This window comes from Helicobacter canis, from assembly GCF_008693005.1.
Classification (GTDB): Bacteria; Campylobacterota; Campylobacteria; order Campylobacterales; family Helicobacteraceae; genus Helicobacter_B; species Helicobacter_B canis.
In genome coordinates this window covers 19,297-43,826 of the sequence record NZ_VXKE01000023.1, presented here as the reverse complement: position 1 = coordinate 43,826, position 24,530 = coordinate 19,297, and the positions used below count along the sequence as shown (strand labels likewise).

Here is a 24,530-nt window from a genome sequence, read left to right as displayed (position 1 = left end):
GGAGCCACTGATATAAATCGCATACTTCTGCGAAGCATTTTTGACAATATCCTCGGCATTTTTTCGCATATTATCCCCGACAAAATCCCCGACAATAAGTGCCAATGCAACAATGCCTATAATGATGATATTAGACACAAACAAAATAAACTTCGTGCCGATATGCAAATTACGATAAAACGCAAACATAACACCACTCCTTAATACGTAAGATTAGCAGGCGATTATAACGCCCAGAGCTTTAAGTATCGGTTAATTTTGTAGAAATTTTACAAATCTTGGGGCGGGGGGGGTTAGCTGGCGCTGCGCCTAGAATCCACTTTTGTGTTTTTATTATGGATTGCCACGACTTCCTACGGAAGTCTCGCAATGACAGATAAAATGAGCTTTTTCACAAAGCCCATTTTATGCTCCACAACGGCTGTTTTACTTCAACACGATTCTAAGCATTGCGGTGGGGCTGTGGGTGTTTTTTACAAATTTTGGGTGGGAGTTACCTTAGCGGTAATGACCGCTCAAAATTTGTAAAATCAATCGCATTGCTCGCCCAAGACTGAATCGACCACTCCTAGAATCCGCGTTTATCAACATACTCCTGCAAGGCGCGTAAAACACTAGGGCGAATATGGAGAGTAAGCTCCATAATGCTTAATGTATCGGCAAAATCTTGGAGCTTGGTGGCGTCTTTTTGCGTAGTGAGCAGCGATGTGGGGGCGTAGGATTCTAGGATAGCGTGGATCTCTCTATGGCTAAAGTGATGATGATCGGGGAAAAATCTGCTTCCAATGATCCTGCACTTACCTACACTATGCGCGCTAGACTCTAGGCTAGAATCTAGGGCTAAATCTTGCGCACTGAAGTCTGCTAGGATAGGAGGGAGGAATGCTAGCAGGCGCGTGGGGTTGGCTATGGCACTTATGAGAAACATCTTGGGGCTTGGGTTTGTGAGCCGCACTTCTCTGGTGAAGTCGCTATTTTCTTGTGCGATTATGGCGTGCGGTGAGCTGGCTAGCGTGCGGTAGAGGGAGTAAGACTCGCGGTAAAGCCCGCTTGGGATAAAGCGCGGATAAAATGGCTCAAAGCTTGGGCGTAAAATGACATCAAACTTCTTAAAGCAAAAGCGCAGCCCATCATCAAGCAGCACAAGCTTCGCGCCTTGTGCTTTGGCTTCTTCTATGGCTTTGGCGCGGTTTTTACACACAAGCACGCTGACATTATGTCCTGCTAATGCGCTAGCGATGAGATAGGGCTCATCGCCGCTTGTGGCGACACTTGCAAGCACGACACCTTGCTTGCTTACCCACACAAGCCCCTTGCTCTGGCGTTTATAGCCCCTTGAAATTACAGCGATATGCCCATATTCAAGGGAGCTGAAATGCTTGCAAAGTGCTATGATAAAGGGCGTTTTCCCACTGCCCCCTGCGATTAAGTTGCCCACTGATATGATTGGCAGCCCAAAGTCCCTGCCCTGCTTACCATAGAGGATTCTAGGGGCAAGTCTTTTAAGCGTGGCAATCGCGCCATAGAGATAGCTTAGGGGCAGGAGCAAAAGGCTTAAGGCTTTATGCCCTAAATGTGGCGCGTAGTGGTAGCGGTGCAAATCCACTTATGTGTCCTTGTGCGTGGCTTTGTGGCTTGAAGTGTCTGTGCGAAGCTCGCGCAAGAGCTTAGGGCTAGGCAGAAAAATGGTGGGCATTTCACGCTTAAATTGATTGGCTTTTATGCGTGTAAGCACCATAGATACAAGCTTTTCATCAAAATTTTTATAATGCTTTTTATGCAGGGCTTTGGGGTGGATTGTGCTAGGGGTGGGCTGGTGCTTTGCCCCTTGGTATTTGGCAGATTTTTTCACTACGGCTATAAGCAGGCTATCAATGCTTGCATAGCTAAACCCTAGCTCGCTCTCATCGCTTTGATTGGGGTAGAGATCGGCACTTGGGGGCTTTGTGATGATGGATTCTGGGAGTTGCAGGATTCTAGCTAGGGAGAAAATCTGTGTTTTAAACAATGCGCCTATGGGATTGATCGCGCACGCTAGATCGCCAAAAATCGTGCCATAGCCTAGCAGTAGCTCGGATTGATTGCTTGTGCCTACGACAATGCCTTGATACATACTTGAGTAGTGATAGAGCAGAGCCATTCTCACCCTAGCGCAGAAATTCCCCGCTTCAAGCGCACTAGAATCTACAAACTGCGCACTAAATAAGCTATCGTATTTAGCTATGGGGTGCTGGATAAAGGGCAGAGAAAACTTCTCCACAAGGGCTTTCACATCAACAAATGAGCTTTTGTCTGTCTTGGAGCTTGGGAGAAAGACACAAAGCAGGCGATCTTTGGCATTATTGGTGCTTTTGAGATCTTTGGCAGAGCCTTGCAAAGCGATTTGGCAGAGTCTTGCCACCACAGCAGAATCTATCCCCCCACTAAGCCCGACAATGAGCCTTTGAGCTTGCTTCTCTTGCATTTGCCTAGCAATAAACTTTGTCGCGTGTTTTATGTATGTGCCATAGATAGGGTTAGTCGCGGACTTGGGCATAGGCTCTCCTAAAATAGATTCTAGCTAGGGTTTGTGTTTAGCTAGGTATCTTGCACTTAAAGGGGTCTTTGGTATAATACCTTTAACTCACTTAAATAACACTAGGTCTCAGCTGTATTTCGCTGTTTATTGGCGTTTATTTAGAATGTAAGCTATACACAAGGAGCTATTATGGAGCAGCAAGCCAACCAACCCCAGCCAGATAACATCTCTTCAAACGACACTGCTAGCACTAAGGAGTCAAGCACACTAGATTCTAGCGCAAAGCCCAGCCAAGCAGAATCTAGCCCAGAATCTAACAAGTCTAAGACATTTGACACAAGCTTTTTAGATTCTGCTAAAGATAAATTCGCAAACGAGAGCGCGCGCTATATCACTGCTGCACTCCTTATAGCTGGTATTGGGATTTTGCTTGTGTGGAACAATGCCATTGTGATTTGGGCAGTGCTTGGCGTGGCATTTATACTAGGCTTTAGAGAATCTCTCACCTTGTATAAAATCGACACAAATCTCTGGCTCTATGCTCTTGCTTTGGGGGTGTGGATTCTGGCATTTTTTAGCGCGCGCCCTGTGGAAGCCGCCTTTATAGCCTGTGTGATTCTAGCAAGCGTGGTAGCATATAAGCAAAATCTTAGTCCAAAATCTATCCTGCCATTTCTCTACCCAACCTTGCCATTTTTAGCATTGTATAGTGTCTATGTGGATTTTGGTGTGCTGCGCGTGGTGTGGCTGATTTTGATTGTGGCACTTTGTGATATGGGGGCGTATTTTGGAGGTAGAATCTTTGGAAAAACACCCTTTAGCCCAACAAGCCCTAAAAAAACACTAGAAGGCGTGATCATCGGGCTAGCAGTAGCTATTGTTGTAGGTAGTATTGCTGGAATCTTAATGCTTAATACCCACTTTTTGCTTGCGATTATTCTAAGCTTATTTGTCGCGGTGTGCGGGGTGTTTGGGGATTTATATGAGAGCTACCTTAAGCGCAGGGCAGAAGTGAAAGACTCTGGCTCTATCTTGCCCGGACACGGCGGGATTTTAGATCGGTTTGATGCAGTGCTTTTTGGAGCTGTGGGTATGCACTTTTTCTTAATGTTTTTTGATGAATTTGCCTGCACTAGGTGCTCGATTCTAGGTGCGAGCCTGCTGTGATTATCCTAGGTAGCACCGGCTCTATTGGCATAGCTGCGCTAGAGATCGCTAGCTTATTTTCCCACAAAATAGAAGCACTTGCTGCTGGGCGCAATATCGCTCTACTTAATCAGCAGATTCTAGCCCATCGCCCAAAGCTTGTCGCTATCGCTGATGAGCGTGATTTAAAGCAGCTAGAAGCGCGGGGAGCTAGGGTGTTTGTAGGGGAGAGTGGCATTTGTGAAATGCTAGAAGCGGCGCATTCTGCATTGGTAGTAAATGCCATTGTGGGCTTTGCTGGGCTTAAGCCATCGCTTCATACGCAATATTGCAAAAAGACTCTAGCTCTTGCTAATAAAGAGTCCCTTGTAGCAGGTGGCTGGCTCCTTGATACAAAGGCGATTGTGCCTATTGATAGCGAGCATTTTGGCTTATGGTATTTGCGCACAAATCGCGCGATCAAACGACTTGTCATCACAGCTAGTGGGGGGGCATTCCGCGATACTCCTATCCACACTATCAAAGATCAAACAAAGTCCGCCGCACTGCGCCACCCAAATTGGCAAATGGGGCAGAAAATCACCATAGATTCTGCAAGTATGATGAATAAGATTTTTGAGATTTTAGAGGCGTATTGGCTCTTTGGCTGCAGGGACATTGAGGCACTTATAGAGCGTAGCTCAAGCGTGCATGCGCTTATAGAGTTTATTGATGGGAGCACGACTGCGCACTTTGCTCTGCCAGATATGCGCTTGCCCATTGCTTATGCCATTGACCCCAAACAAGCTTCTACGACAAGCATTATCCCTTCTATGGATTTATCGCAGATTCTAGCCATTACATTTGATCCTATTGATACTAATCGCTATCCGCTCTATGAGCTTAAAGATGCGCTACTAGAGAATCCAAAGCTTGGCGTGATTGTCAATGCTAGCAATGAGCAGGCTATCTCACACTTCCTGCAAGATAAGATTACATTTGGAGCGATTTATGAGCTTGTCAAAAGTGCCCTTGAAGTCTTTGCACCAAAGCTCCCGGAGCTAGAATCCTACACTGCCATTGCAACTCTTGATAAAGAAGTGCGCCAATGGTGTGATGAAGCAGTGAAGCACCGCACATGCTAGGCTTGCAGCCCGCTCAACAACACCTGCGCCAAACCCCAAAAATCATAGAAGTAAAAATTTTCTTTACCAAACTAAAAAATAAAGGGAGATTTAAGTTGTTTTATATCAAACTTGCACGCATTGCAAGATTCTAGTAAGGCTTAAGCTAGATATTGCTGAAGTCCCTAATGCTTCCTTGAAAGGAGAGAATATGTCAAATATGGTCGCCCCTAGTCAAACTCCTGTTTGGGTCAATGAAACGCGCTGTAAGGCTTGCGATATTTGCGTATCGCTATGTCCAGCTGGCGTGCTTGGTATGCGTCTAGACCCGCACAAGGTGCTTGGCAAAGTGATTGAAGTGGCGCACCCTGAGAGCTGCATAGGCTGTCAAGAGTGTGAGCTGCACTGCCCGGATTTTGCGATCTATGTCGCAGATAGGAAAGAATTTAAGTTTGCTAAGATCACGCCTGAAGCGCAAGAGAGAGCGCAGCAGGTGCGTAGCAATAATTTTATGGCTTTACACAACAACACACAAAGGAAATAAATATGCGAGAGGTAATTTCTGGCGGTAACGAGCTTGTAGCAAAAGCAGCCATCGATGCAGGCTGTCGATTTTATGGTGGCTATCCTATCACGCCATCTTCGGATATTATGCACGAGATGAGCGTGCTTCTGCCAAAGCACGATGGGCATTTTATCCAAATGGAAGATGAAATTAGTGGGATTTGTGCGGCTCTTGGGGCGGCGATGAGTGGTGTAAAGGCTATGACAGGTAGTTCTGGTCCGGGTATTTCACTCAAAGTAGAGCAAATTGGGCTTGGTTTTATGGCAGAAGTTCCGCTTGTAATAGCTGATGTTATGCGATCTGGTCCTTCTACTGGTATGCCCACGCGTGTAGCACAGGGCGATGTAAGTTTCCTTAAGCACCCTACGCACGGGGATTTTAAAGCTGTGGCAATCGCACCGGGCAATCTTGAAGAATCCTACACAGAGACACTTCGCGCATTTAATCTCGCAGAAGAGCTAATGACTCCAGTGTTTTTGCTAATGGATGAAACAATTGGACATATGTATGGCAAGACTTATATCCCAGATATAGAAGAAGTGCAAAAGAGCGTTATCAATCGCCGCACTTTTACAGGCGACCCTAAAAGCTACCAGCCCTACGATGTTAAGCCAGATGAAGGCGCGATTTTAAATCCGTTTTTCCAAGGCTACCGCTACCATATCACAGGGCTTCATCACGGACCGCTTGGATTCCCCACAGAAGATGCGAAAATGGGGCAGGCGTTGATCGATCGCTTGTTTAATAAGATAGAATCTAAAGAGTCCTATATCTGCCAAAATGAAGAGCTTGATTTAGAAGGTGCGGAAATCGCCATCATCGCTTATGGCTCTACGGCACTATCTGTTAAAGAAGCGATGATTGAGCTAAAGAAAATGGGTAAAAAGGTGGGACTATTCCGCCCTATCACACTTTGGCCAAGTCCTAAAACAAGACTAAAACAACTTGGTGAAACCTACAAAAAGATTCTTGTCATCGAGCTCAATAAGGGGCAATATTTAGAAGAAATTGAGCGTGTGCTTGAGCGTAAAGTGGAGTTTATGGGGCAAGCAAATGGGCGTAGCATATCACCTACGCAAATTATAGATAGAATCAAGGAGATGTAAGATGGCTTTTAATTATGATGAATATTTGCGCGTAGATAAAATGCCTACACTTTGGTGCTGGGGCTGCGGCGATGGTGTGATCTTAAAATCAATTATCCGCACCATTGATGCGCTTGGCTGGAAAATGGATGATGTATGTTTGGTGAGCGGGATTGGGTGTAGTGGGCGTATGAGCTCGTATGTGAATTGCAACACTGTGCATACGACACACGGCAGGGCTCTTGCGTATGCCACAGGCATTAAGCTTGCTAATCCCAAAAAACATGTCATTGTTGTCAGTGGCGATGGCGATGCGCTAGCCATTGGTGGCAACCACACAATCCACGCCAGCAGGCGCAATATTGACCTAAACTATGTGCTTGTTAATAACTTCATCTACGGGCTTACAAACTCTCAAACTTCTCCTACAACCCCACAAGGTATGTGGACTGTAACAGCGCAGTTTGGCAATATTGAAAATAGCTTTGACCCTTGTAAGCTAGTCGATGCTGCTGGGGCGACATTTGTCGCTAGAGAATCCGTGCTTGATCCTAAAAAGATTGAGAAAGTGCTCTATGAAGGCTTCAAACACGAAGGATTTAGCTTCTTTGACATACATAGCAACTGCCACATCAATCTTGGGCGCAAGAACAAAATGGGCGAAGCAGTGCAAACGCTTAAATGGATAGAATCTCGCACAATTAGCAAGCGTAAATATGATGAGCTAAGCGAAGAAGAAAGAGTGGGCAAATTCCCAACGGGGATCTTAAAGCACGATACAAGTAAAATTGAATATTGTCGCGCGTATGATGGAGTGATTGAAAAAGCACAAAAAGGGGGACATTAATATGGAAGCTGAACTTCGATTTACAGGTGTGGGCGGGCAGGGTGTCTTGCTTGCGGGGGAGATTCTAGCAGAGTCTAGAATCCGCGCGGGTGGCTATGGTATCCAAGCCTCTACCTACACATCTCAGGTGCGCGGTGGTCCTACAAAGGTAGATATTTTGCTAGATTCTAAGGAGATTCTCTACCCATACGCTAATGAAGGACATATTGACTTTATGCTCTCTACCGCACAAGTGAGCTATGATCAGTTTAAAAATGGCGTGAAAGAAGGTGGGATTATTGTCGTTGAGCCAAATCTTGTAACACCAAGCGATGAGGATAGAAAACGCTTTAAAATCTATGAAATCCCCATTATTACCATCGCCAAAGAAGAAGTGGGCAATGTTGTTACCCAATCAGTCGTAGCACTTGGCGTAACAGTTGCTTTTACAAAATGTGTCGATAGAAATTTAGTCTATGAAACAATGATTTCAAAAGTGCCAGCAAAGGTTGTAGAGCTAAACAAAAAGGCATTTGAGCTAGGTGAAAAATACGCAAATAGTGCTATGGCATAGCCTATATGCCCTTTATCCGTGAAAAGCATTTTATACCCGCCCCTATAAAATCAGCGCAGTTTCTCATTAGAGTTTTGGGATTCTCCCCAAAACTTGCGCAAAAAACAATCGATAAAGCACGATTGCGTCTCCCCAACAACACTCCCATTCACAAGTCCCAGCTCATAAGCGGTGAAGTGTGGCTAACGCGCTTTGTGGATACATATTACCCATCTAGCGAGCTGCTTACTCCAATTTTTTCTACAAAAGATTTCGCTGTGTTTGATAAGCCAAGCAAGCTGCTCACCCACCCTAAAGGCACTTTTACACATAAAAGCCTAGTAGATTCTATCCGCTCGTGCTATGGGCAAGACGCCCAGCCCATTCATCGACTTGATTATGAGACAAGTGGGGCAATCCTTGTGGCTAAAACTAAGCAGAGTGAAAAAGCCCTAAAGCATCTTGTAGCCACCCACAAAGTGCAAAAGCTCTATCTAGCAAAAATTCAAGGCATATTGCACGATGAAATCCTAGTCAATGCCCCAATCCATACGCCACACAAGCACGCAAGGGGTCATCTCTCTATCCGCTCTTGCATTAGCGATTTAGGGAAAGATTCTAGCACGCTTCTTACACCAATACACATCGACCCCAAGCACAACTGCACCTATATCCACGCCAAGCCCCTTACAGGCAGGACACATCAAATCCGCTTGCATTGCGCCCATATAGGACACCCAATTTGTGGAGATATGCTCTATGGCGCAAGCGATGAAGTAGCCAATATGTATCTTTGTGCCTTAAAAGAGCAGTTTCTCCTAGAATCTGGCGCGCAAGCCAAAGGCTCTAGCGATTTGGCAGCGCAGACTTTGTGCTTACACGCCCTTAGTGTGCGCTTTAGCTTTCAGTCTATTTCCTATGCGCTCTCCACACCCACGCCGATATGGTGGCACAGCTGCCATTAGGGAGCTATTTGATAGGGCGTAAAGTTTTATCATAATCTTGCCCATTATAGATTCTAGGTCGCTTGGCATTATAGCTTGGGTGAAAAAGAGCGCGAGATTTGAGAGAATCTACACTGACAATGCCAAGTAAATCAAGCAAAGTGTGTATCAAATCATCTGTCATAAATGGCAAATGCCTTGCTTGCGTAATTTGCTCCGCAAGCTGTTTGTGCCTGCGCTTAAATGTATCACTCATATAAATCATAAAAGGTATTTCTACCATAAATCGCGAGCCAATAGATTCTGTATGCCCGACAAAATCCCTAAAATCAAACACTTCATCGCCGTGATCACTGAGATAAATCACCACAGAATCCGCCGCCGCAAACTTATCAATAATCTCGCTGACAATATGGTCATTATAGGCTATGGCATTAAGATAATGCGCTTTTATCTCTAGTGCAGCTTGGCTTAATGCTTGAGCTGGGTTGCTTGGATATGTGTGGAGATCATTTTGTATCAAAGAGTGCTTATTGAAATGAGCAAATGATGATGGGTAGCGATCTTTGTAGTTAATAGTGTCCCCATAAGGTGAATGATGTAGAAGTTTTTGCTACTAGGCTGCTTTCTTGCTTCATCAATAAGGCGCAGCAAGACAGAATCATAGAATCTCCCTGAAGCAAAGCTATCATTAAGCGTGCTAATCGCGTATGCTTCCACGCCTAGAGATGATCTCTGGTGCATTGCCATAGATAGAGATCGCCTCTTGATTACTTGGCCAATATGTCTCATAGCCCGCACTATTAAGAATATCAAGTAGATTTTGCTGCATATACCAAGGTGTGCTGGCGTTTTCATAATTGCTAAAAGTAAGCGCTTTTTGCAAGGATAAGTCCGTATGAGAGTGCGGCGATATGACATCATCAAATACAACCAAATTCCCGCGCTTAGCTAGAGCGCGTAGGGCTGGAGTGCTATCAATCTTATAGCCATAGAGCGACATATAATTACGCTGGGTGGATTCCCCTAAGATTAGCACGACATTGGGCAGTGTGGAGAAGTTTTCTATAATATTTGCTGAAGTGCCACTCTCTATAATGTGTGAAATATGCTTGTATTCATTGATGTAGGCATTATTTTGCGCGAGAGTTTGCGTAACTACATCTATATAGCGCACTAGCATATTTTTGTCTGCCATATAGCTAAGCGGGCTAGGGATTTGCATTAGCCTAAAGGCTAAAAGCGCACCACAAGCCACCATAACCACCAGCGAAACTACGCGACATAGCAGCAAGCTATATAGATTACAGCACCTACTATGCAAGCTGCTGTAAACAAACACGCCACTTAAGCCCACAAACATACCTAGAGCAGCCCACAAGCTAAGTCTAGTGCCATACACAGAGAGAAACTCTCGCGCTTCTAGGGGATTGGTGGAGAGAAAAATTGTGAAAAATGTATTATTTAGCCACGAGTGGAAGCTCCATAGCAAAAACACATCAACACACCCTCCAACAAAGCAGCAAAAAGCCAACATAGCTTCTATAAAACGCGCCACCCTTGCACCAGCAGCACAAAAGCACCCCAAACACTCTAGCCCATAAAAGCACACAAAAATAGCTGCAAAATTTATGGCAAAGGATTTAATAAGCCAAAGCCACAATAATTCCGCTAGGTTTTGCCCCCCGACTTTTACAAGTAAAAGAGCTGTTAAAAAGGTATTAACAAGCAAGCAATACCAAAACTATACATTAGCCACTTGTGTGAAAGTTGGCAGTGCTATGCTACCTTTTCTTTTTGTCGTGCTTTTTTTCATTAAACCAGCCCTTGATCTTTTCAAACGCTTCTTGGAATATGTTTTCATACGGCTTACTATGCACGCCAAAGCTATCATCTAGCCTTTGGATCAGCTCTTTTTGCTCGGCGTTAAGTGATTTTGGATAAGTGATAGAAACTTGCGCGATCAAGCGTCCTTTAGCCTTTGTATTGACATCAGCCACACCCTCTCCATTGAAGACAAAGTGCTCTTTATCTTTTGTATTTGGTGGGAGATTTAGCTCAATGGGCTCGCCACTGAGTGAGGGGATATTGATTTTAGCTCCTAGTAGAATCTGTGTGAAAAACACAGGCACTTCAATGTAAATATCATTACCATTGCGGATAAAGTGCGCATCATCTTGGACATACAGCACAAGATACAAATCCCCCCTAGCCCCACTTTTACCCTGATTTCCCTTGCCGCTTATGCGTAGGCGCATTTCATTATCCACGCCCGCTGGGACAGAGATTTCCACCTCTTCGCTTGCAGTGGTAAATCCCTCTCCTTTGCAGGCTTGACAAGGCTTAGTGATGATACTGCCAGATCCGTGGCAGCGCGGGCAAGTCTGCCCAAATGCCATAAACCCCTGCTGGATAAAGACTTGCCCCTTGCCGTGGCAATCCGGGCAGGTCGCCGAGCTTTTATCTGTACTGCCGCTACCATCGCACTCTTTACACGAAGTCTTATAGGTGATAGAAATGGACTTTTTACACCCAAATATCGCTTCCTTGAAGCTAAGGTCAAGCCGCATTAGAAAATCAAGGTCATATTTCTCCTGCGATCTAGCTCCCTTCCTACCGCCAAAGCCAAATGCCTGCCCAAACAAATCTTCAAAGATCGAGCCAAACCCAGAAAAATCTCCGCTAAAGCCTTTGCCTTGACGCTCTAGCCCATCTTTGCCATAGCGATCATAGATCTGGCGTTTTTCATCATCACTCAAAATCTCATACGCTTCATTGATTTGCTTAAATCTCTCTTCCGCACTTTTGTCATCTGGGTTTCTGTCTGGGTGGTATTTAAGCGCGAGCTTGCGATAAGCTTTTTTAATGATTTCTTTGTCGCTTGTGCGCTCTATCTCTAAAATCTCATAGTAGTCAAACTGCTCCATATACACTCCTAGCTAAAATAATACGCTTACACCTAGATTCCCGCTATACAAATAAGCGGTATTTGTATAAACTCCGTGTGCCCTAAGAGCTATCGTGCAAGAGTGTCCTGCTCGCCACTCCAGCCCCAAAGATAGCAAGCCATAGCTATGATACTTTCTATCAGGCAAGGCGATGATAAGCTCACCATTTGGATCAACCACCAAAGGGCGCGCGAAGCTATCGACTCCAATGACCCCCACATCTTGGCGGAAAGATGGCGAAGCTGAGATGATAAACCGCCTCCCTATAAACTGCTTAAATAGCACGCCTAGATCAATATTTGTCCGCAATACATAAGACGACATTGCTGCACCTTGGGCGTTGATAGGAAAAAGCGCGTGTAGGTTGTAGCGAGCATAAGGCTCTATAAAGCTCCCAGCACCATTTAGGGCAAACACATACCCATAAGACAATATAGCATTACTCGAGCTAGCAAATGCCCAATCACCCGTAGGCACGCGTAAATGCTCTGCGCTTAAAGTCTTTGAAGCTTGAAAGCTCTGCGCTATAAATGCCTGAATATGGTGCGCTTGCAGCAGCACATCGCTAAATACGCCCAAAGTTAGCATTTGCGTGCGAGCAGGACTTGAAGAAGGTGCTTGCTCATAAACATAGCCCATAAATGCTCCAACGGGATAGCGATCGACAATACCATCATACAAAATCGCTCCACCGACATAGCGCGAAAGATTTGCGCCCACTTTGCTCTCTCCATAGATCCCCATCGCTTTAATCTTATGCTGCTTGTCAAAGCGAGTAGTATAGCGATGGGTGAAAAATGAGTGCTGCTCCAAGTTAGATTCTAGCGACTCTGGTGCAAGCATAGGCAAAGTAGAATCCTGCTTGACAAATGCTGGATTCTGCGGATCGCTTGGGGTTAGCTCTTGCGTATAGGCTAGATTAGCGCATACGCACAACAGACAAATGCAAGCAAAAAATCTCAAACACGATCTATGGCAAAGCCGCATATATAATCCTTAAAAAGTATGGATCGAAGACCTAGATAAAACCAAATAAAAGCTGGGATTATAAAAAAAATGTGTTGTAAAAGGGCTTAATTTGCTAAAATTCCCAGCAAATAAGTTTCAAGGATTTATATGAAAAATAGCGTGAAAGACTTCAGTCTATGGTGTGATTTTATTGAGCGCGGATTCTTGCAGCACGACTTTGCCACACACTTGAAAGAAGCGCATTTTGTCGGTGCTACAAGCAATCCAAGCATTTTCGCCAATGCGATTTTACACTCTAGTGCTTATCAAGCCCAGCTAGAGCAGCTACGATCTGCACCCAAACTCTGCCCAAAAGACATTTATGAATCCCTAGCCATAGAAGACATAAAACTTGCTGCACAAGCACTTCTAGGGCTCTATGAAGCCGATAGAGATTATGGCTACATTAGCATTGAGATCGACCCCACTTTGAGCGATGATGCAAAAGCAAGCATAGAAGAGGGAAGGCGACTTTATGAGAGCATAGGGTATGAGAATGTAATGATCAAAGTCCCCGCTACAGAAGCGGGCTATGAAGTGATGGGCGCGCTTTTTAAAGATGGAATCAATGTAAATGCCACTTTGGTATTTTCAGAAAAGCAAGCTGCACAATGCGCAAGAATCCTTGATAAAAACTCCAAGACAAACGCCCGCGCTGTGATTAGTATTTTTGTCTCGCGCTTTGACTCCCCTATCCCGCCAGCAGAGCCGCTACAACCACGACTAGGCATATTAAATGCGATGGTATGCTATGGAGCGATAAACGAGCTTGGCAACTCAAGAATCCGCCCACTTTTTGCCTCAACAGGAGCTAAAATCCAAGGGCTAAACCCAGACTACTACATCACCAACCTTATCGCTCCACATAGTGTTAATACCGCTCCTTTAGCGACTATTGAAGCATTTTTGCAATCACCAAAAGAGCGCGTGATCCCTTGGCTTGAGAAAAAAGAAGCCTCGCGCGCCATTAGCGAGCTTGATTTAGGCAAGCACACACTAGAATCCCTGCAAAGCACGCTGCTAGCAGAAGGGCTAGAAGCATTCAAGCAGTCATTTAGCGCGATGCTTGCAAGCCTTGCGTAAGTGCTAAGCCGCCCGCATTTTCAATCAACCTTAAATAAATCTTACACAATCATTACATAGCTGCTAGATAATCTTTTTGCGCCGCCTTGATTTATCGTTTTTTTTTTTTTTTATATAATCGCCGACGCTAGAAAATTACTACAACTACAAAGGATAAGTGATGTTTAAATATCTTTCACTCAAATACAAAATTTTGCTTCTCATTTTTGGGTCATTTCTAAGCTTTGCCGTGCTTGTGGGGCTTGTTTTTATCGGTGAAGAGAAAATAGCAGAGCAGAGCGTTGAGCAATTACACGACCTTATACAAGATGAGGTTGAGCAAAAGCTTAAGCTATCCACAGATTCTGTGGCACAATCTTTGGGAGCTTTGATAAAGGGTGTTGATGAGAAGCAGCAAATTGCTATCATTGCTAAGGCTATTGAGGATTTTCGCTTTGAAGATGACAAGTCGGGCTATTATTTTGCCTATAAGGAATATGTGCCTGTGGCTCACCCCACGCGTAAGGATTTGCTTGGCAAGTCTCTAGCGGAAGCAAAAGATGTCAATGGCGTGTATTATGTGCGGGAGCTGTTTGATACTTCTAAACGACAGACAGACAAAGGACTTTTTGTGCATTATCTTTTTTCTAAACCCTTGCCCGATGGCACACTTGGCACTGCGCCTAAGATTGCTTATGCAGCTATGATTCCAAATACAGATAATATTTGGATTTCCACAGGTGTATATGCTGATACTTTTGATATTTACGCACAAAAGAGTTCAACATCTATCCTTGATATTATCCGCTCTATCTTGCGTAATGCCCTTATGATTGCTTCTATATGTTTTGTGCTTATTTTTGTGCCTTTGATGTTTATGTTTTATCGCTCGTTGCTAAAAAGTGTTGGTGTATTGCAGCATAATATGATGCTATTTTTTAAGTATCTTAATCGTGAAAGCAAAGAGATTAAGCTTACCCCACTTCATAATAAAGATGAATTTGGAGCAATGGCAAGGGGTATTGAGCAAAATATAGCCCATATTGCCAAAGGCTTAGAATCCGACCAAGCTCTTGTAGCACAATCTCTTCAAGTTATAGATAGAGCAAAGCAGGGTTATGCTGATAGCCTTATAGAATCTAAAGGCAATAATCCACAATTAAATGAATTAAGAGATTCTGTAAATCAATTGCTTCAACTCTTAATGACAGGAGTAGGCAAGAATCTAAATGAGCTTAATCGTGTATTTGAATCTTATGTTAGCTTAGACTTCACCACAGAAGTAGCAAATGCACAAGGACGAGTAGAAGTAGTTACTAACACCCTAGGAGAAGAGATAAGAAAAATGCTCAAAACTTCCCTAGAGTTTGCTAACTCCTTACACAATCAAAGCGACAAGCTAGAAGAAGCCGTAGCCGCCCTTACGAAATCTTCTAACTCACAAGCTAGCAGCCTAGAGCAGACCGCCACTGCCGTAGAAGAGATCACTTCATCTATGCAAAATGTCTCTGGCAGGACCAATGAAGTAATCCAGCAAACAGAAGATATAAGAAATGTCATCGGCATTATCCGCGACATAGCCGATCAAACAAACCTCCTAGCCCTAAATGCTGCCATAGAAGCTGCTAGAGCTGGGGAGCACGGCAGAGGCTTTGCAGTCGTAGCTGATGAAGTGAGAAAGCTAGCAGAGCGCACCAGTAAATCTCTAGGTGAGATAGAAGCCAACACAAACCTACTTGTGCAATCAATCAATGATATGGCAGAATCTATCAAAGAGCAAACCGCAGGTATCACACAAATCAATGAAGCCATCTCTAGCCTAGAGTCTGTAACCCAAGAGAATGTAAGCATCGCTAATGCTAGCTCACAAATCTCACAAGATGTATCAGGGATTGCCAAGGCGATATTAGATGATGCAAACAAGAAAAAAATCTAACCACAAGCGATTCAGTCTTGGGTAGGCAATGCGACAGTGTTGCAAAAATTGTGAAAGGCACGACCGCTAAGGTCGCTAACCTTCCCCAATTTTTGCAAAGCTCCCACAGCCCCACCGCAATGCTTAGAATCGTTAGAAAAAATGCCCAAATCCTAGAATCCTTTAGAATAAAACAGGCGCAATGCTTAGAATCCTTTAGCTACAAAACGAGCTTTTATCCTAGAATCCACTTTTTCACACAACTCCGTCATTGCGAGCCGCATTAGCGGCGCGGCAATCTATTTGGTTATTTAGATTTTAGGCTTTTATCGCTAGAATCTAGGTTTGCAATCACACAAGCGTGGCTTTTTGGCAGAGAGATACTCTTTTGACACAAGCAAAAGACAGGTGTCTTAATAAAGCTGAATTGCCGCGATTGAAGGGTAGGTGCGATGGTTTGCTCTGTTGTAGATATATGTGGAGGGTGTGAGAGAAGCAATACACTAGAATCAAAAGTGCGCGAGCTTTATGAGTGTTTTAATATAGGTGCTTTAGGCTCTAGATTCTACCTCTATGCTTCGCCAGATTCTGGGTATCGTGCGCGTGGGGAGTTTCGTATATATAGAGAGTCTAGCGGCGTGGATTCTACCAATGCTTTGCCAAGTCTCTATCTCTCTATGAGTGCAAAGGGCAAAAATTCGCGCATAAAAATCCAAAACTGCCCCATACTTTTACCTGCTTTACAAAGCGTTTTGCAAGCGTTGCTGCCGCTTCTTCAGCACTCAAATATCTTAAGTCAAAAGCTCTATGCCATTGAAGTGTTAGGCTCACGCTTTAGCACACAAGAGCATTTGCCCCAAAGTCTCCCCAAACCCACCGCAATGACTTGGCTAGATTCTAGCTTGCAGGGCTTGTGCTATGTGATTGAGCCTGATGAGTGGCAGTGTAGTGATGTTGCCATAACGCTTATCTATCATAAAAGGCTAGATTCTACCTATGAGCAAGCAGCTAGAGAGCTACCTTGCGCGCTTAAGGCTCTATGCGAGCAAGCAGTGCCAAAAATGGTGCGCGAGATCACTATCGTAGCGCGTAGTAAAAATCAAAAACTTTGCTTTAGAGATAGCATTATAGATTCTAGCGTGCAAGATTGCATTACTGATGTGGTGCAAGTGTGCGGGAAGCCCTATGTCTATCTGCGTAAAGAAGGACAGTTTTGCCAGCCAAATGCCTATATGAATGCCTGTATGCTCTCTTTTGCTAAATCAATGATACAAGCACATAAGCGCGTAGATTTGCTAGAAATGTATGGGGGTGATGGGAATTTCTCCATAGCTTTGGCAGAGTGCTTTAATAAAGTGCTAGTAACAGAGGTGGTCAAAACTGCTAGCGCGCATATTTCGCGCAATGCACTGCTAAATAACATCACAAATATCACAAGCGTGCGCCTAAGTGGAGCGGAGACGATGAGTGCGCTTAGTGGGGAGAGGGAGTTCTACCGCTTAAAAGGGGTAGATATATCAAGCTTTAACTTCTCGCATATTCTTATAGATCCGCCAAGAAGTGGGATCGGCGATGGGGCAATGCTGGCGTTTATCGCGGGCTTTTCCTATATCATTTATATCTCGTGCAATCCTGCTAGCTTACTGAAAGATTTGCAAGTGCTTTTGCAAACACATAGCATAGAAAATTTCGCGCTTTTTGATCAGTTTCCGCACACGCACCATAAAGAATGCGCGCTTATATTGCGCAAGCAAGCTTAAGGCTTTTTGTGGTATTATGCAGCCTTAATTGATAAGATTTAAGGAGTAGATATGAAGCAGGTTGCTGGTATTACTTTTATGCAGCAGGTAAAGACCATACGAGATATAGATTTAAGTGATAAGTATATCTTAATCCGCGTGGATTTCAATGTCCCTATGGACGAGGATTGTGATATTAGCGATGATACGAGGATCCGCGAAGCTCTACCTACGATCAACTACTGCATTGATAATGAGCCAAAATCCATCGTGCTTGTAAGCCATTTGGGTCGCCCTAAGGGTGTGCAGCCAGAGTTTTCTCTCAAGCATATCATTAAACGCTTAGAGAGACTGCTGGAGACAAGTGTGCTCTTTGCAGATTCTATTGAAGCGGTCAAAGATCTGCAAGAGAGCGCGCCTAAAGGAAGCATTATCCTCCTAGAAAATATACGATTCTATAAAGAAGAAGAAAAAAACGCCCCAGAGCTTAGCAAAAAGCTTGCTTCTTTGTGTGATGTCTTTGTCAATGACGCCTTTGGCACAAGCCACCGCGCGCACGCTAGCACCTATGGAGTCGCCTCTTTTGTGCAGCACAAAGTCGCAGGACTCCTGCTAAAAAAGGAGATTGACTCCTTTGCCAAAGCTTTGGCGAATCCACTCAAGCCCGTGCTGCTTATCGTGGGTGGGAGTAAGGTTAGCTCCAAGCTTGAGCTGCTCTCAAATATCCTTGATGTGGTTGATAAAATCATTATCGGTGGGGCGATGAGTAATACATTCCTAGCATCTCTAGGATTTGATATGGCAAAGTCGCTTGTAGAAGTTGAGCTTATTGATGAAGCGCGCAATATTTTGCAAAAAGCCGCGCAAAAGGGCGTGAAAATCTATCTGCCTGTTGATGTCGTCAGCACCGATGACATCGCCACCCACGCCAATATCAAAATCACCCCAGCCCAAGATGTCCCAAGCGGCTATATGGCAGTAGATATGGGACCTGCTACGACTAAGCTCTTTAGCGAGGTGATCCAAAGCTCACAGACAATTATTTGGAACGGACCGCTAGGGATCTATGAGATCTCGCAATTTTCAAGGGGGACATTTAATCTAGCCCACGCTATTGCAGATACCTATGCTTTTAGCCTAATTGGTGGAGGAGATACGGCTGATGCGATTGAGCGCGCTGGGGAGAGAGATAATATGAGCTTTATTTCAACAGGTGGTGGAGCTAGCCTAGAGCTTTTAGAGGGCAAGATCCTCCCAGCATTTGAGGTGCTTGATAAGAAGTAGCAATAGATTCTAGTAGATGGTTTAGGAGTGCGTGATGATGAATGTGTTTTTCAAAAAGGATGGTAGTGTTTGTAGGAAAGACATTAGCAGCACGGAGAATCTACAACTCCCAGAAGATGTGCTATGGATAGACTTGCTCCACCCAACGACTGCAGAAGTATCTCATATCGCTCAAACTTACGCACTTGATATACCCACAAAAGAAGAGCGCGAAGAGATCGAGCAGTCAGCCAGATATTTTGAAGACACACAAAGTATCACAATTAACACCTACTTTCTTATGCGTAGTGCGAGTATGGATCTGCAGAATGAGACGGTTACTTTTATTCTTTTTCAAGGCATACTTTTTACGATTCGCTATGCGGATTTTAAGGTGTTTGGCGAGATTCAGCAAAGTGTGCTACTAAGTCCTAGGAGCTTTGAAGATGGCTATGATATTTTAAGCAAAATCTTTGAAGTGCGCGTGGAGCAAGATGCTGATATGCTAGAAGGTGCAGCGCAGCTTACAAAGCTACTGCGCAAGGCTGTCTTTGATGAAGAAGCGAGCGACCATACAGCCCAGCTTGCTAAGCTGTCTGGCTTGCAAGAATTCAATCTTAGCGTGCGTGATTCGCTCTTTGACAAAAGGCGCGCCATTACGGCACTGCTTAAAAGCTACAAAGTCGATCCTGAGATCAAAAAGGATCTAAGTATTGTGCTAAAAGATCTAAACTCACTTGTAGAATTTACCACAGTCAATCTCAATATGCTTGATAATACGCAAAGCCTCTTTGCAAGTCGTGTCAATATTGAGCAAAACAAGATTATCAAGCTCTTCACAGTGGCAACTATGGCGATGATGCCTCCCACACTTGTTGGCACGATTTATGGAATGAACTTCAAGTATATGCCCGAGCTTGAGTGGGAGTTTGGCTACCCTATGGTGATTGTTGTGATGATTGTCTCCACCGTGATCCCTATTTGGTATTTTAAGAAAAAGGGCTGGCTATAATGGCACTGCTCGCTGACCCGCAAGTATGGGCTTCCCTGCTCACACTAGTGCTGCTAGAAATCGTGCTAGGGGTGGATAATCTCATCTTCCTAGCTATTTTAGTCGCAAGGCTGCCCAAACACCAGCAGCGCAAAGCACGGATTCTAGGGCTAGGATTCGCGCTTATCACGCGCATTGCCCTGCTTGGCGCGCTTTTTTGGATCACCAAGCTTACGACACCACTTTTTAGCCTATTTGGGCTTGCTATCTCTGGGCGCGATATTGTGCTTATCGCCGGGGGGCTTTTTCTTATGTATAAAAGCGTGCAAGAAATCCACAACCACATCACCCACTCGCCAGAATCCCACACCATAAAGAGCAAGCATGCCGGGCTTTTTAGCACGATTGTGCAAATAGGGATCATCGATATTGTGTTCTCGCTAGATTCTGTTATCACAGCAGTTGGTATGGCAGAGCACCTTGAAGTGATGATAATCGCCATCATCATCGCCGTGCTTATGATGATGTTTGCTGCTGAAGTTATTTCAAAGTTCATCGACACCTACCCCACGCTAAAGATTCTAGCCCTAGCGTTTTTACTCATCGTAGGCATTGTGCTGCTTGCAGATGGGCTTCACTTTGAAATCCCGCGTGGGTATGTGTATTTTGCGATGTTTTTCGCACTTGGTGTAGAAGTGCTAAATATCCTTGCCCAGCGCAGCAAGCTAAAGCACTAAATGGGGTTTGCAAAGCTGTGGATAAAATGTTAAACTTGCAAGCTACACACAAGGAGAGTGGTTATGCCTACGCTTTTTAGACTCATTGGCAAGGGGCTTTTGGCATTAGCTCCTGTTATTATTCTGCTATGGATTCTTACTTTTGCTTATGGGATTTTGGCGCGCATTATTGGGGTGATTTTCAATACAACTGCAAATAACTCTTTAGCGACTCTTGCGATTGTGTTAATGCTGCTTTTGATTCTAGCGTATGCTGGGCATTTGCTTGAGAAAAATAAGGACTTTATCCTGCTAAAGCTCTCAGAGTTTGTGATCGATAGAATCCCCGGAGTCACATCTGTTTATCATATCATCAAAGATGTAGTAAAGATGTTTTCTGGCTCTGGCGGGGCGGAGTATTTGGGAGTGGGCTATCTGCGCTTAGGAGAGCATAAAGTAGTGGGCTTTATTACAAAAGAAGAAGATGAGCATTTGTGGGTGTTTGTGCCTACGACTCCTAATCCCACTTCAGGCTTTTTGTTCCGCGTGGAAAAGGACAAGGTAGAGCGCACAGATATTAGCGTGGCAGATGGGCTGAAAAAAGTCGTATCGCTAGGGATTAAGTAGTATGCAATCTGCTATAAAAATTTGGAATCGCACAAAAATATCGCTAAAGAATTTTAGCGAGCTAGTAGCCTTTGAGCATACGATTTTTAGTGCGTCTTTTATTTTAATGGCTATGTGTGTGGCAAGCGTAGAGACAAATATGAGCCTTTGGGTGGGGTGGGAGACATTTGTCTTGTGCATTGTCGCGCTTATTAGTGCTAGGAATTTTGCTATGGGGTTTAATCGCTTTTGCGATAGGGATATTGATGCGCGTAATGAGCGCACAAAAAGTCGCCCAAGTGTCGATGGCAGGCTCTCTGCGCGCAAGATTTTGGTATTTTGCATTGTCAATGCTCTAGTCTTTGTGCTCTCAAGTGCGCTGATCAATAGCCTTGCGCTCGCTCTTAGTGTGCCGTTTTTGGCTGTTTTGGGTGGGTATAGCCTTATGAAGCGTTTTAGTTCCCTAGCGCATTTGGTGCTTGGTATCTCACTAGGGCTTGCGCCTATAGCCGGGGCTATTGCTGTGCAAGGCTCTGTGCCTATGTGGAGTGTGCTGCTAGCTTTTGGTGTGGTGTTTTGGGTGGCTGGCTTTGATGTGCTGTATTCCTTGCAGGATATACAGGTAGATAGACAAGAAGGGTTGTTTTCGATTCCTTCACGCTTTGGTATTAGGCACTCTTTGCTTATTTCTCGGAGCTTTCATATTTGTGCAGTAGTGTTGTGGTGCGGCTTTGTGTATGTGGCTGGGCTTGGTGCTGTGGCGTGGCTTGGCGTGGGGCTAAGTATGGGTATGCTTATCTATGAGCAATATCTTGTGCATAAAAACTTCGCCAATATTCCTAAAGCATTTTTTGTAACAAATGGCTACTTGGGCTTTGTGTTTTTAGCCTGCATTGTGTGTGATGGAGCTGTGCGCTTGGGTGGGGGACTATGAACTGCGATCTCTTGCAGGATTTTATTAAAACCACGCAAGAGTGTGGCATACAAACGCGCATTGTAGAGTGCCATATCCCCATAGATTTTACGATGATCCACTCGCAGACAAATGCTCTAGAATCTAGCGATGATATAGAACTCCTACAAGAATACGAAACGCTTAGTGCGATGGGTAACGACCTTATCGCACAAGCTATGCATTTTGCCTCTAAAGAGAAAAGCACTTCAATGATCCTTGTGCTAGAGCTGCTTATCGACTTGCAGCAACGACTTAGTAAGATTGAAAGCCATATCCTGCAGGAGAAGCAAATTCTGCTGCCACTTGAAGCGCAAGGGGTCTTATATGGGCTAGGGCACGGAGTGCTTTGCGTGAAAGAAAAAGCTTTTATCAAAGGTAGATTCTACTATGCGCGCTTTTGCTTGCCTAATCTTTCCCAGCGTATGATAGGGGTGTTTGCTTGTGCTATTGCAGAAGATGTCTTGCAAATTGTGCGCATACATTCACATAACACCCAAGCGATCGATAGCTTTATTGTATCTATGGAGATGGAGCAGCTACGACAGCGGCAGGTGGCGCAATTTCAGCAAAGGATAAGAAATGATGATTGATCAAGATCTTTTTTTAGTATGTATTGGGGGGGTTGGATTTGTGCTGGTATGTGTGCTTGCCTATATGATCATCAAAGATAAGGACACTTCCAAGCGCATTTCACGCCTTGAAAATGCCATAGAAACAATTGTCAAAGAGATGTATAAGGTGCAAAAATCCCAGCAAAAGCTCGAAGCAAGTCTTGCAAGCCAAGAGTTTTTATCCACAGAAAATGGAGAGTCCAAATTCAACGCTACCAATGACAAGCTCATCGCGCTTAACAAAAAGCTCATCGAGCTAGATAAAGACATTGATTTGTTGCGCAATCATTATGATGAGAAAATTATGAGCCTTGAAAATCGTGTGCGTGAGTATGGGAGCTTTAGCTCAAGTGGTGGGGACATTGATGAGAAAAAGATTATTGATATGTTTCAAAATGGCTTTAGTGTGGATTCTATCGCTAAGGAGCTACGCATAGGGCGCGGTGAAGTGGAATTTACCCTAAAGCTTGCTAATATCAAATAGGCTTTATCGTTGCTTCAGCTTATAGAGTTTTACTCCAAGCCTTGCAATCCTTGTGGCTACTATGATGATAGGTATTCTTACTTTCGCTACTTTTTTATCCAAAATTGCTCAAAATCTCTCTGTCAGGCATTGATTGAGCGTGGATTTCGGCGGTTTGGGGAGTATTTTTTCACCCCGATGTGTGCTGGGTGTAGCGAGTGCATATCAATCCGCCAAAGGGTAGGGGACTTTGTCCTTAGCAAATCTCATCGCCGTGTAATTGCCAAAAATGCGCAAACTTCTATCACCATAGCACGCCCTAGCATAAGCGATGAAAAGCTATGGCTCTATAATAAATATCATCAAGTTATGGAGAGCAAAAAGGGCTGGAGCTACCAAGAAATGAGCGCGGATAGCTATTGTGAAAGCTTTGTTGATGGCTTTTGCGACTTTGGCTATGAAATTAGCTACAAAATCGCTGGCAAGCTTGTGGGGGTGGGGTATTTTGACCTACTAGATAATGCGATTTCTGCGACATATTTTTTCTATGATCATAAGTTTTCTGCACTTAGCCTAGGGACATTTAATATCCTAACCCAACTTCTCATCGCTAAAAGCAAGAATCTCTCTTACTTTTATCCGGGATATTGGATTAAGGATCATCATAGTATGGGGTATAAAGAGCGCTTCACTCCTTTTGAAGTGCTAGTAAATACGCCAGAGATTTTTGAGCTACCTATTTGGGAGCATTATGCTAAATGAGTCATAAAGAATAGCAGGGCAAGATAACAAAGCTAGATTCTAGTAGAATCTAAAACTACAAGATTTAAGAGAAGAAGCAGGCTAGCTTGGAGAGCCATCATTCTTGCTAGCAAATTTCACAATTCTATCTGCGATTTTATTGAGCGGTAAAATCTCATCGACTGCGCCTACTTCTATCGCGCGCTTTGGCATACCAAATACCACGCAGCTTTGCTCATCTTGTGCGATTGTTTTAGCACCATTATCGTGCAGCTCTTTAATGCCTATGCAGCCATCATCACCCATACCGGTAAGAATGATAGCTAGTGCATTGCGCCCAGCGATATTGTTTGCTGAGCGAAAGAGAATATCCACGCTTGGGCGATGTCTTGAGATCCTAGGGGCATCTAGGATAGGGCGCGCAGAGTATTTGCCATTTTCATAGCCTAGCATAATTTGTGTCCCACCCTTTGCGAGATAAATGCTGTCATTTTTTAAGACAAGTCGCTGATTGACTTCAAACACACTAAGCTTAGATTTTGTATCAAGCCGCTTGGCTAGCGTTTGGCTAAAATGCTCTGGTATATGCTGCACCACCACAATGGGCGGGAGATTGCACGCTGGCAGGGCGACAAAGATTTCTTCTAGGGCTATGGGACCGCCTGTCGAAGAGCCTATAACGATGAGCTTCTCGCGATTAATCAAGCAAGGATTGCTCTTTAGTAGCACATCTGGATGCCGCTTCTCTTCAACCGCTCTCATATATTATCCT

General features: G+C 44.3%; 27 protein-coding genes. 19 read left to right on the top strand and 8 right to left on the bottom strand.

What is annotated here, in order from left to right:
• Nucleotides 1–568 precede the first annotated feature (568 nt).
• Together F4V45_RS09125 and nadE are read right to left on the bottom strand one after the other, a co-directional pair.
• Complete coding sequence (locus F4V45_RS09125; protein ID WP_150338007.1) at nucleotides 569–1,606, bottom strand: tetraacyldisaccharide 4'-kinase; 1,038 nt, start codon at nucleotides 1,604–1,606, stop codon at nucleotides 569–571.
• Complete coding sequence (nadE, locus tag F4V45_RS09120; RefSeq protein ID WP_150338006.1) at nucleotides 1,607–2,536, bottom strand: NAD(+) synthase; 930 nt, start codon at nucleotides 2,534–2,536, stop codon at nucleotides 1,607–1,609.
• A 171-nt stretch (nucleotides 2,537–2,707) separates the two neighbouring features.
• Here nadE and F4V45_RS09115 point away from each other — a divergent pair, with 171 nt between their 5' ends.
• From F4V45_RS09115 to F4V45_RS09085, 7 genes are all read left to right on the top strand, one after another.
• Complete coding sequence (locus F4V45_RS09115; protein WP_150338005.1) at nucleotides 2,708–3,685, top strand: phosphatidate cytidylyltransferase; 978 nt, start codon at nucleotides 2,708–2,710, stop codon at nucleotides 3,683–3,685.
• The gene (dxr, locus tag F4V45_RS09110) at nucleotides 3,682–4,788 is read left to right on the top strand and encodes a 1-deoxy-D-xylulose-5-phosphate reductoisomerase (protein WP_150338004.1); all 1,107 of its coding nucleotides are present in this window, start codon (nucleotides 3,682–3,684) and stop codon (nucleotides 4,786–4,788) included. Before F4V45_RS09115 ends, dxr begins: the two co-directional genes overlap by 4 nt.
• Before the next feature lie 190 nt (nucleotides 4,789–4,978).
• Nucleotides 4,979–5,311 carry a 4Fe-4S binding protein gene (locus F4V45_RS09105; RefSeq protein WP_150338003.1) on the top strand — a complete coding sequence of 111 codons (333 nt, stop codon included), beginning with the start codon at nucleotides 4,979–4,981 and terminating at the stop codon, nucleotides 5,309–5,311.
• A 2-nt stretch (nucleotides 5,312–5,313) separates the two neighbouring features.
• Nucleotides 5,314–6,438, top strand: coding sequence for a 2-oxoglutarate synthase subunit alpha (locus F4V45_RS09100; protein WP_150338002.1), 1,125 nt, complete (start codon nucleotides 5,314–5,316; stop codon nucleotides 6,436–6,438).
• 1 nt (nucleotide 6,439) lies between these two features.
• Nucleotides 6,440–7,264 carry a 2-oxoglutarate ferredoxin oxidoreductase subunit beta gene (locus tag F4V45_RS09095; RefSeq protein WP_023930873.1) on the top strand — a complete coding sequence of 275 codons (825 nt, stop codon included), beginning with the start codon at nucleotides 6,440–6,442 and terminating at the stop codon, nucleotides 7,262–7,264.
• Nucleotide 7,265: 1 nt separating this feature from the next.
• Nucleotides 7,266–7,817, top strand: a complete 552-nt coding sequence (locus F4V45_RS09090; RefSeq protein WP_150338001.1) for a 2-oxoglutarate:acceptor oxidoreductase subunit OorC — start codon at nucleotides 7,266–7,268, stop codon at nucleotides 7,815–7,817.
• Between the two features lie 5 nt (nucleotides 7,818–7,822).
• Nucleotides 7,823–8,761: a pseudouridine synthase family protein gene (locus tag F4V45_RS09085; protein WP_150338000.1), complete on the top strand. Its 939-nt coding sequence runs from the start codon at nucleotides 7,823–7,825 to the stop codon at nucleotides 8,759–8,761.
• A 4-nt stretch (nucleotides 8,762–8,765) separates the two neighbouring features.
• Here F4V45_RS09085 and F4V45_RS09080 read toward each other — a convergent pair whose 3' ends face one another.
• The 5 genes from F4V45_RS09080 to F4V45_RS09060 form a co-directional block, all read right to left on the bottom strand.
• Nucleotides 8,766–9,317, bottom strand: coding sequence for a sulfatase-like hydrolase/transferase (locus tag F4V45_RS09080; RefSeq protein ID WP_150337999.1), 552 nt, complete (start codon nucleotides 9,315–9,317; stop codon nucleotides 8,766–8,768).
• Nucleotides 9,260–9,484: a hypothetical protein gene (locus tag F4V45_RS09075; RefSeq protein ID WP_211362734.1), complete on the bottom strand. Its 225-nt coding sequence runs from the start codon at nucleotides 9,482–9,484 to the stop codon at nucleotides 9,260–9,262. The genes F4V45_RS09080 and F4V45_RS09075 overlap by 58 nt, the downstream gene beginning before the upstream one ends.
• The gene (locus tag F4V45_RS09070) at nucleotides 9,441–10,328 is read right to left on the bottom strand and encodes a sulfatase-like hydrolase/transferase (RefSeq protein ID WP_150337997.1); all 888 of its coding nucleotides are present in this window, start codon (nucleotides 10,326–10,328) and stop codon (nucleotides 9,441–9,443) included. The genes F4V45_RS09075 and F4V45_RS09070 overlap by 44 nt, the downstream gene beginning before the upstream one ends.
• Before the next feature lie 196 nt (nucleotides 10,329–10,524).
• The gene (gene dnaJ / locus F4V45_RS09065; RefSeq protein WP_150337996.1) at nucleotides 10,525–11,667 is read right to left on the bottom strand and encodes a molecular chaperone DnaJ; all 1,143 of its coding nucleotides are present in this window, start codon (nucleotides 11,665–11,667) and stop codon (nucleotides 10,525–10,527) included.
• Between the two features lie 12 nt (nucleotides 11,668–11,679).
• Nucleotides 11,680–12,675: a hypothetical protein gene (locus tag F4V45_RS09060; RefSeq protein ID WP_150337995.1), complete on the bottom strand. Its 996-nt coding sequence runs from the start codon at nucleotides 12,673–12,675 to the stop codon at nucleotides 11,680–11,682.
• 129 nt (nucleotides 12,676–12,804) lie between these two features.
• On the opposite strand from F4V45_RS09060, the gene F4V45_RS09055 reads away from it, so the two are divergent.
• The 12 genes from F4V45_RS09055 to F4V45_RS09000 all read left to right on the top strand — a co-directional run bounded on the left by F4V45_RS09055 (nucleotide 12,805) and on the right by F4V45_RS09000 (nucleotide 23,779).
• On the top strand, nucleotides 12,805–13,779 hold the full coding sequence (locus F4V45_RS09055; RefSeq protein WP_246145319.1) for a transaldolase: 975 nt from the start codon (nucleotides 12,805–12,807) through the stop codon (nucleotides 13,777–13,779).
• 160 nt (nucleotides 13,780–13,939) lie between these two features.
• A complete protein-coding gene (locus F4V45_RS09050) occupies nucleotides 13,940–15,694 on the top strand; it encodes a methyl-accepting chemotaxis protein (protein WP_150337993.1) in 1,755 nt (584 codons plus the stop codon).
• A gap of 50 nt (nucleotides 15,695–15,744) precedes the next feature.
• Entirely contained in the window at nucleotides 15,745–15,960 is a 216-nt protein-coding gene (locus F4V45_RS09045) for a hypothetical protein (protein WP_150337992.1), read from the top strand.
• Nucleotides 15,961–16,125: 165 nt separating this feature from the next.
• A complete protein-coding gene (locus F4V45_RS09040; RefSeq protein WP_150337991.1) occupies nucleotides 16,126–17,433 on the top strand; it encodes a tRNA (uridine(54)-C5)-methyltransferase TrmA in 1,308 nt (435 codons plus the stop codon).
• A 51-nt stretch (nucleotides 17,434–17,484) separates the two neighbouring features.
• Nucleotides 17,485–18,696: a phosphoglycerate kinase gene (locus F4V45_RS09035; RefSeq protein WP_150337990.1), complete on the top strand. Its 1,212-nt coding sequence runs from the start codon at nucleotides 17,485–17,487 to the stop codon at nucleotides 18,694–18,696.
• 34 nt (nucleotides 18,697–18,730) lie between these two features.
• Entirely contained in the window at nucleotides 18,731–19,687 is a 957-nt protein-coding gene (corA, locus tag F4V45_RS09030) for a magnesium/cobalt transporter CorA (RefSeq protein ID WP_150337989.1), read from the top strand.
• Complete coding sequence (locus F4V45_RS09025; protein WP_407925337.1) at nucleotides 19,684–20,403, top strand: TerC family protein; 720 nt, start codon at nucleotides 19,684–19,686, stop codon at nucleotides 20,401–20,403. Before corA ends, F4V45_RS09025 begins: the two co-directional genes overlap by 4 nt.
• 63 nt (nucleotides 20,404–20,466) lie before the next feature.
• Complete coding sequence (locus F4V45_RS09020; RefSeq protein WP_150337987.1) at nucleotides 20,467–21,009, top strand: DUF502 domain-containing protein; 543 nt, start codon at nucleotides 20,467–20,469, stop codon at nucleotides 21,007–21,009.
• A gap of 1 nt (nucleotide 21,010) precedes the next feature.
• Nucleotides 21,011–21,922, top strand: a complete 912-nt coding sequence (gene mqnP / locus F4V45_RS09015; protein ID WP_150337986.1) for a menaquinone biosynthesis prenyltransferase MqnP — start codon at nucleotides 21,011–21,013, stop codon at nucleotides 21,920–21,922.
• Nucleotides 21,919–22,533 carry a hypothetical protein gene (locus tag F4V45_RS09010; RefSeq protein ID WP_150337985.1) on the top strand — a complete coding sequence of 205 codons (615 nt, stop codon included), beginning with the start codon at nucleotides 21,919–21,921 and terminating at the stop codon, nucleotides 22,531–22,533. The genes mqnP and F4V45_RS09010 overlap by 4 nt, the downstream gene beginning before the upstream one ends.
• Nucleotides 22,523–23,038 (top strand): DUF6115 domain-containing protein, encoded by a 516-nt coding sequence (locus F4V45_RS09005; RefSeq protein WP_023930858.1) that lies wholly within the window; start codon nucleotides 22,523–22,525, stop codon nucleotides 23,036–23,038. The genes F4V45_RS09010 and F4V45_RS09005 overlap by 11 nt, the downstream gene beginning before the upstream one ends.
• 9 nt (nucleotides 23,039–23,047) lie before the next feature.
• Nucleotides 23,048–23,779: an arginyltransferase gene (locus F4V45_RS09000; protein ID WP_150337984.1), complete on the top strand. Its 732-nt coding sequence runs from the start codon at nucleotides 23,048–23,050 to the stop codon at nucleotides 23,777–23,779.
• 81 nt (nucleotides 23,780–23,860) lie between these two features.
• Here F4V45_RS09000 and F4V45_RS08995 read toward each other — a convergent pair whose 3' ends face one another.
• Nucleotides 23,861–24,520 carry a CheB methylesterase domain-containing protein gene (locus F4V45_RS08995; protein WP_150337983.1) on the bottom strand — a complete coding sequence of 220 codons (660 nt, stop codon included), beginning with the start codon at nucleotides 24,518–24,520 and terminating at the stop codon, nucleotides 23,861–23,863.
• Nucleotides 24,521–24,530: the final 10 nt, after the last annotated feature.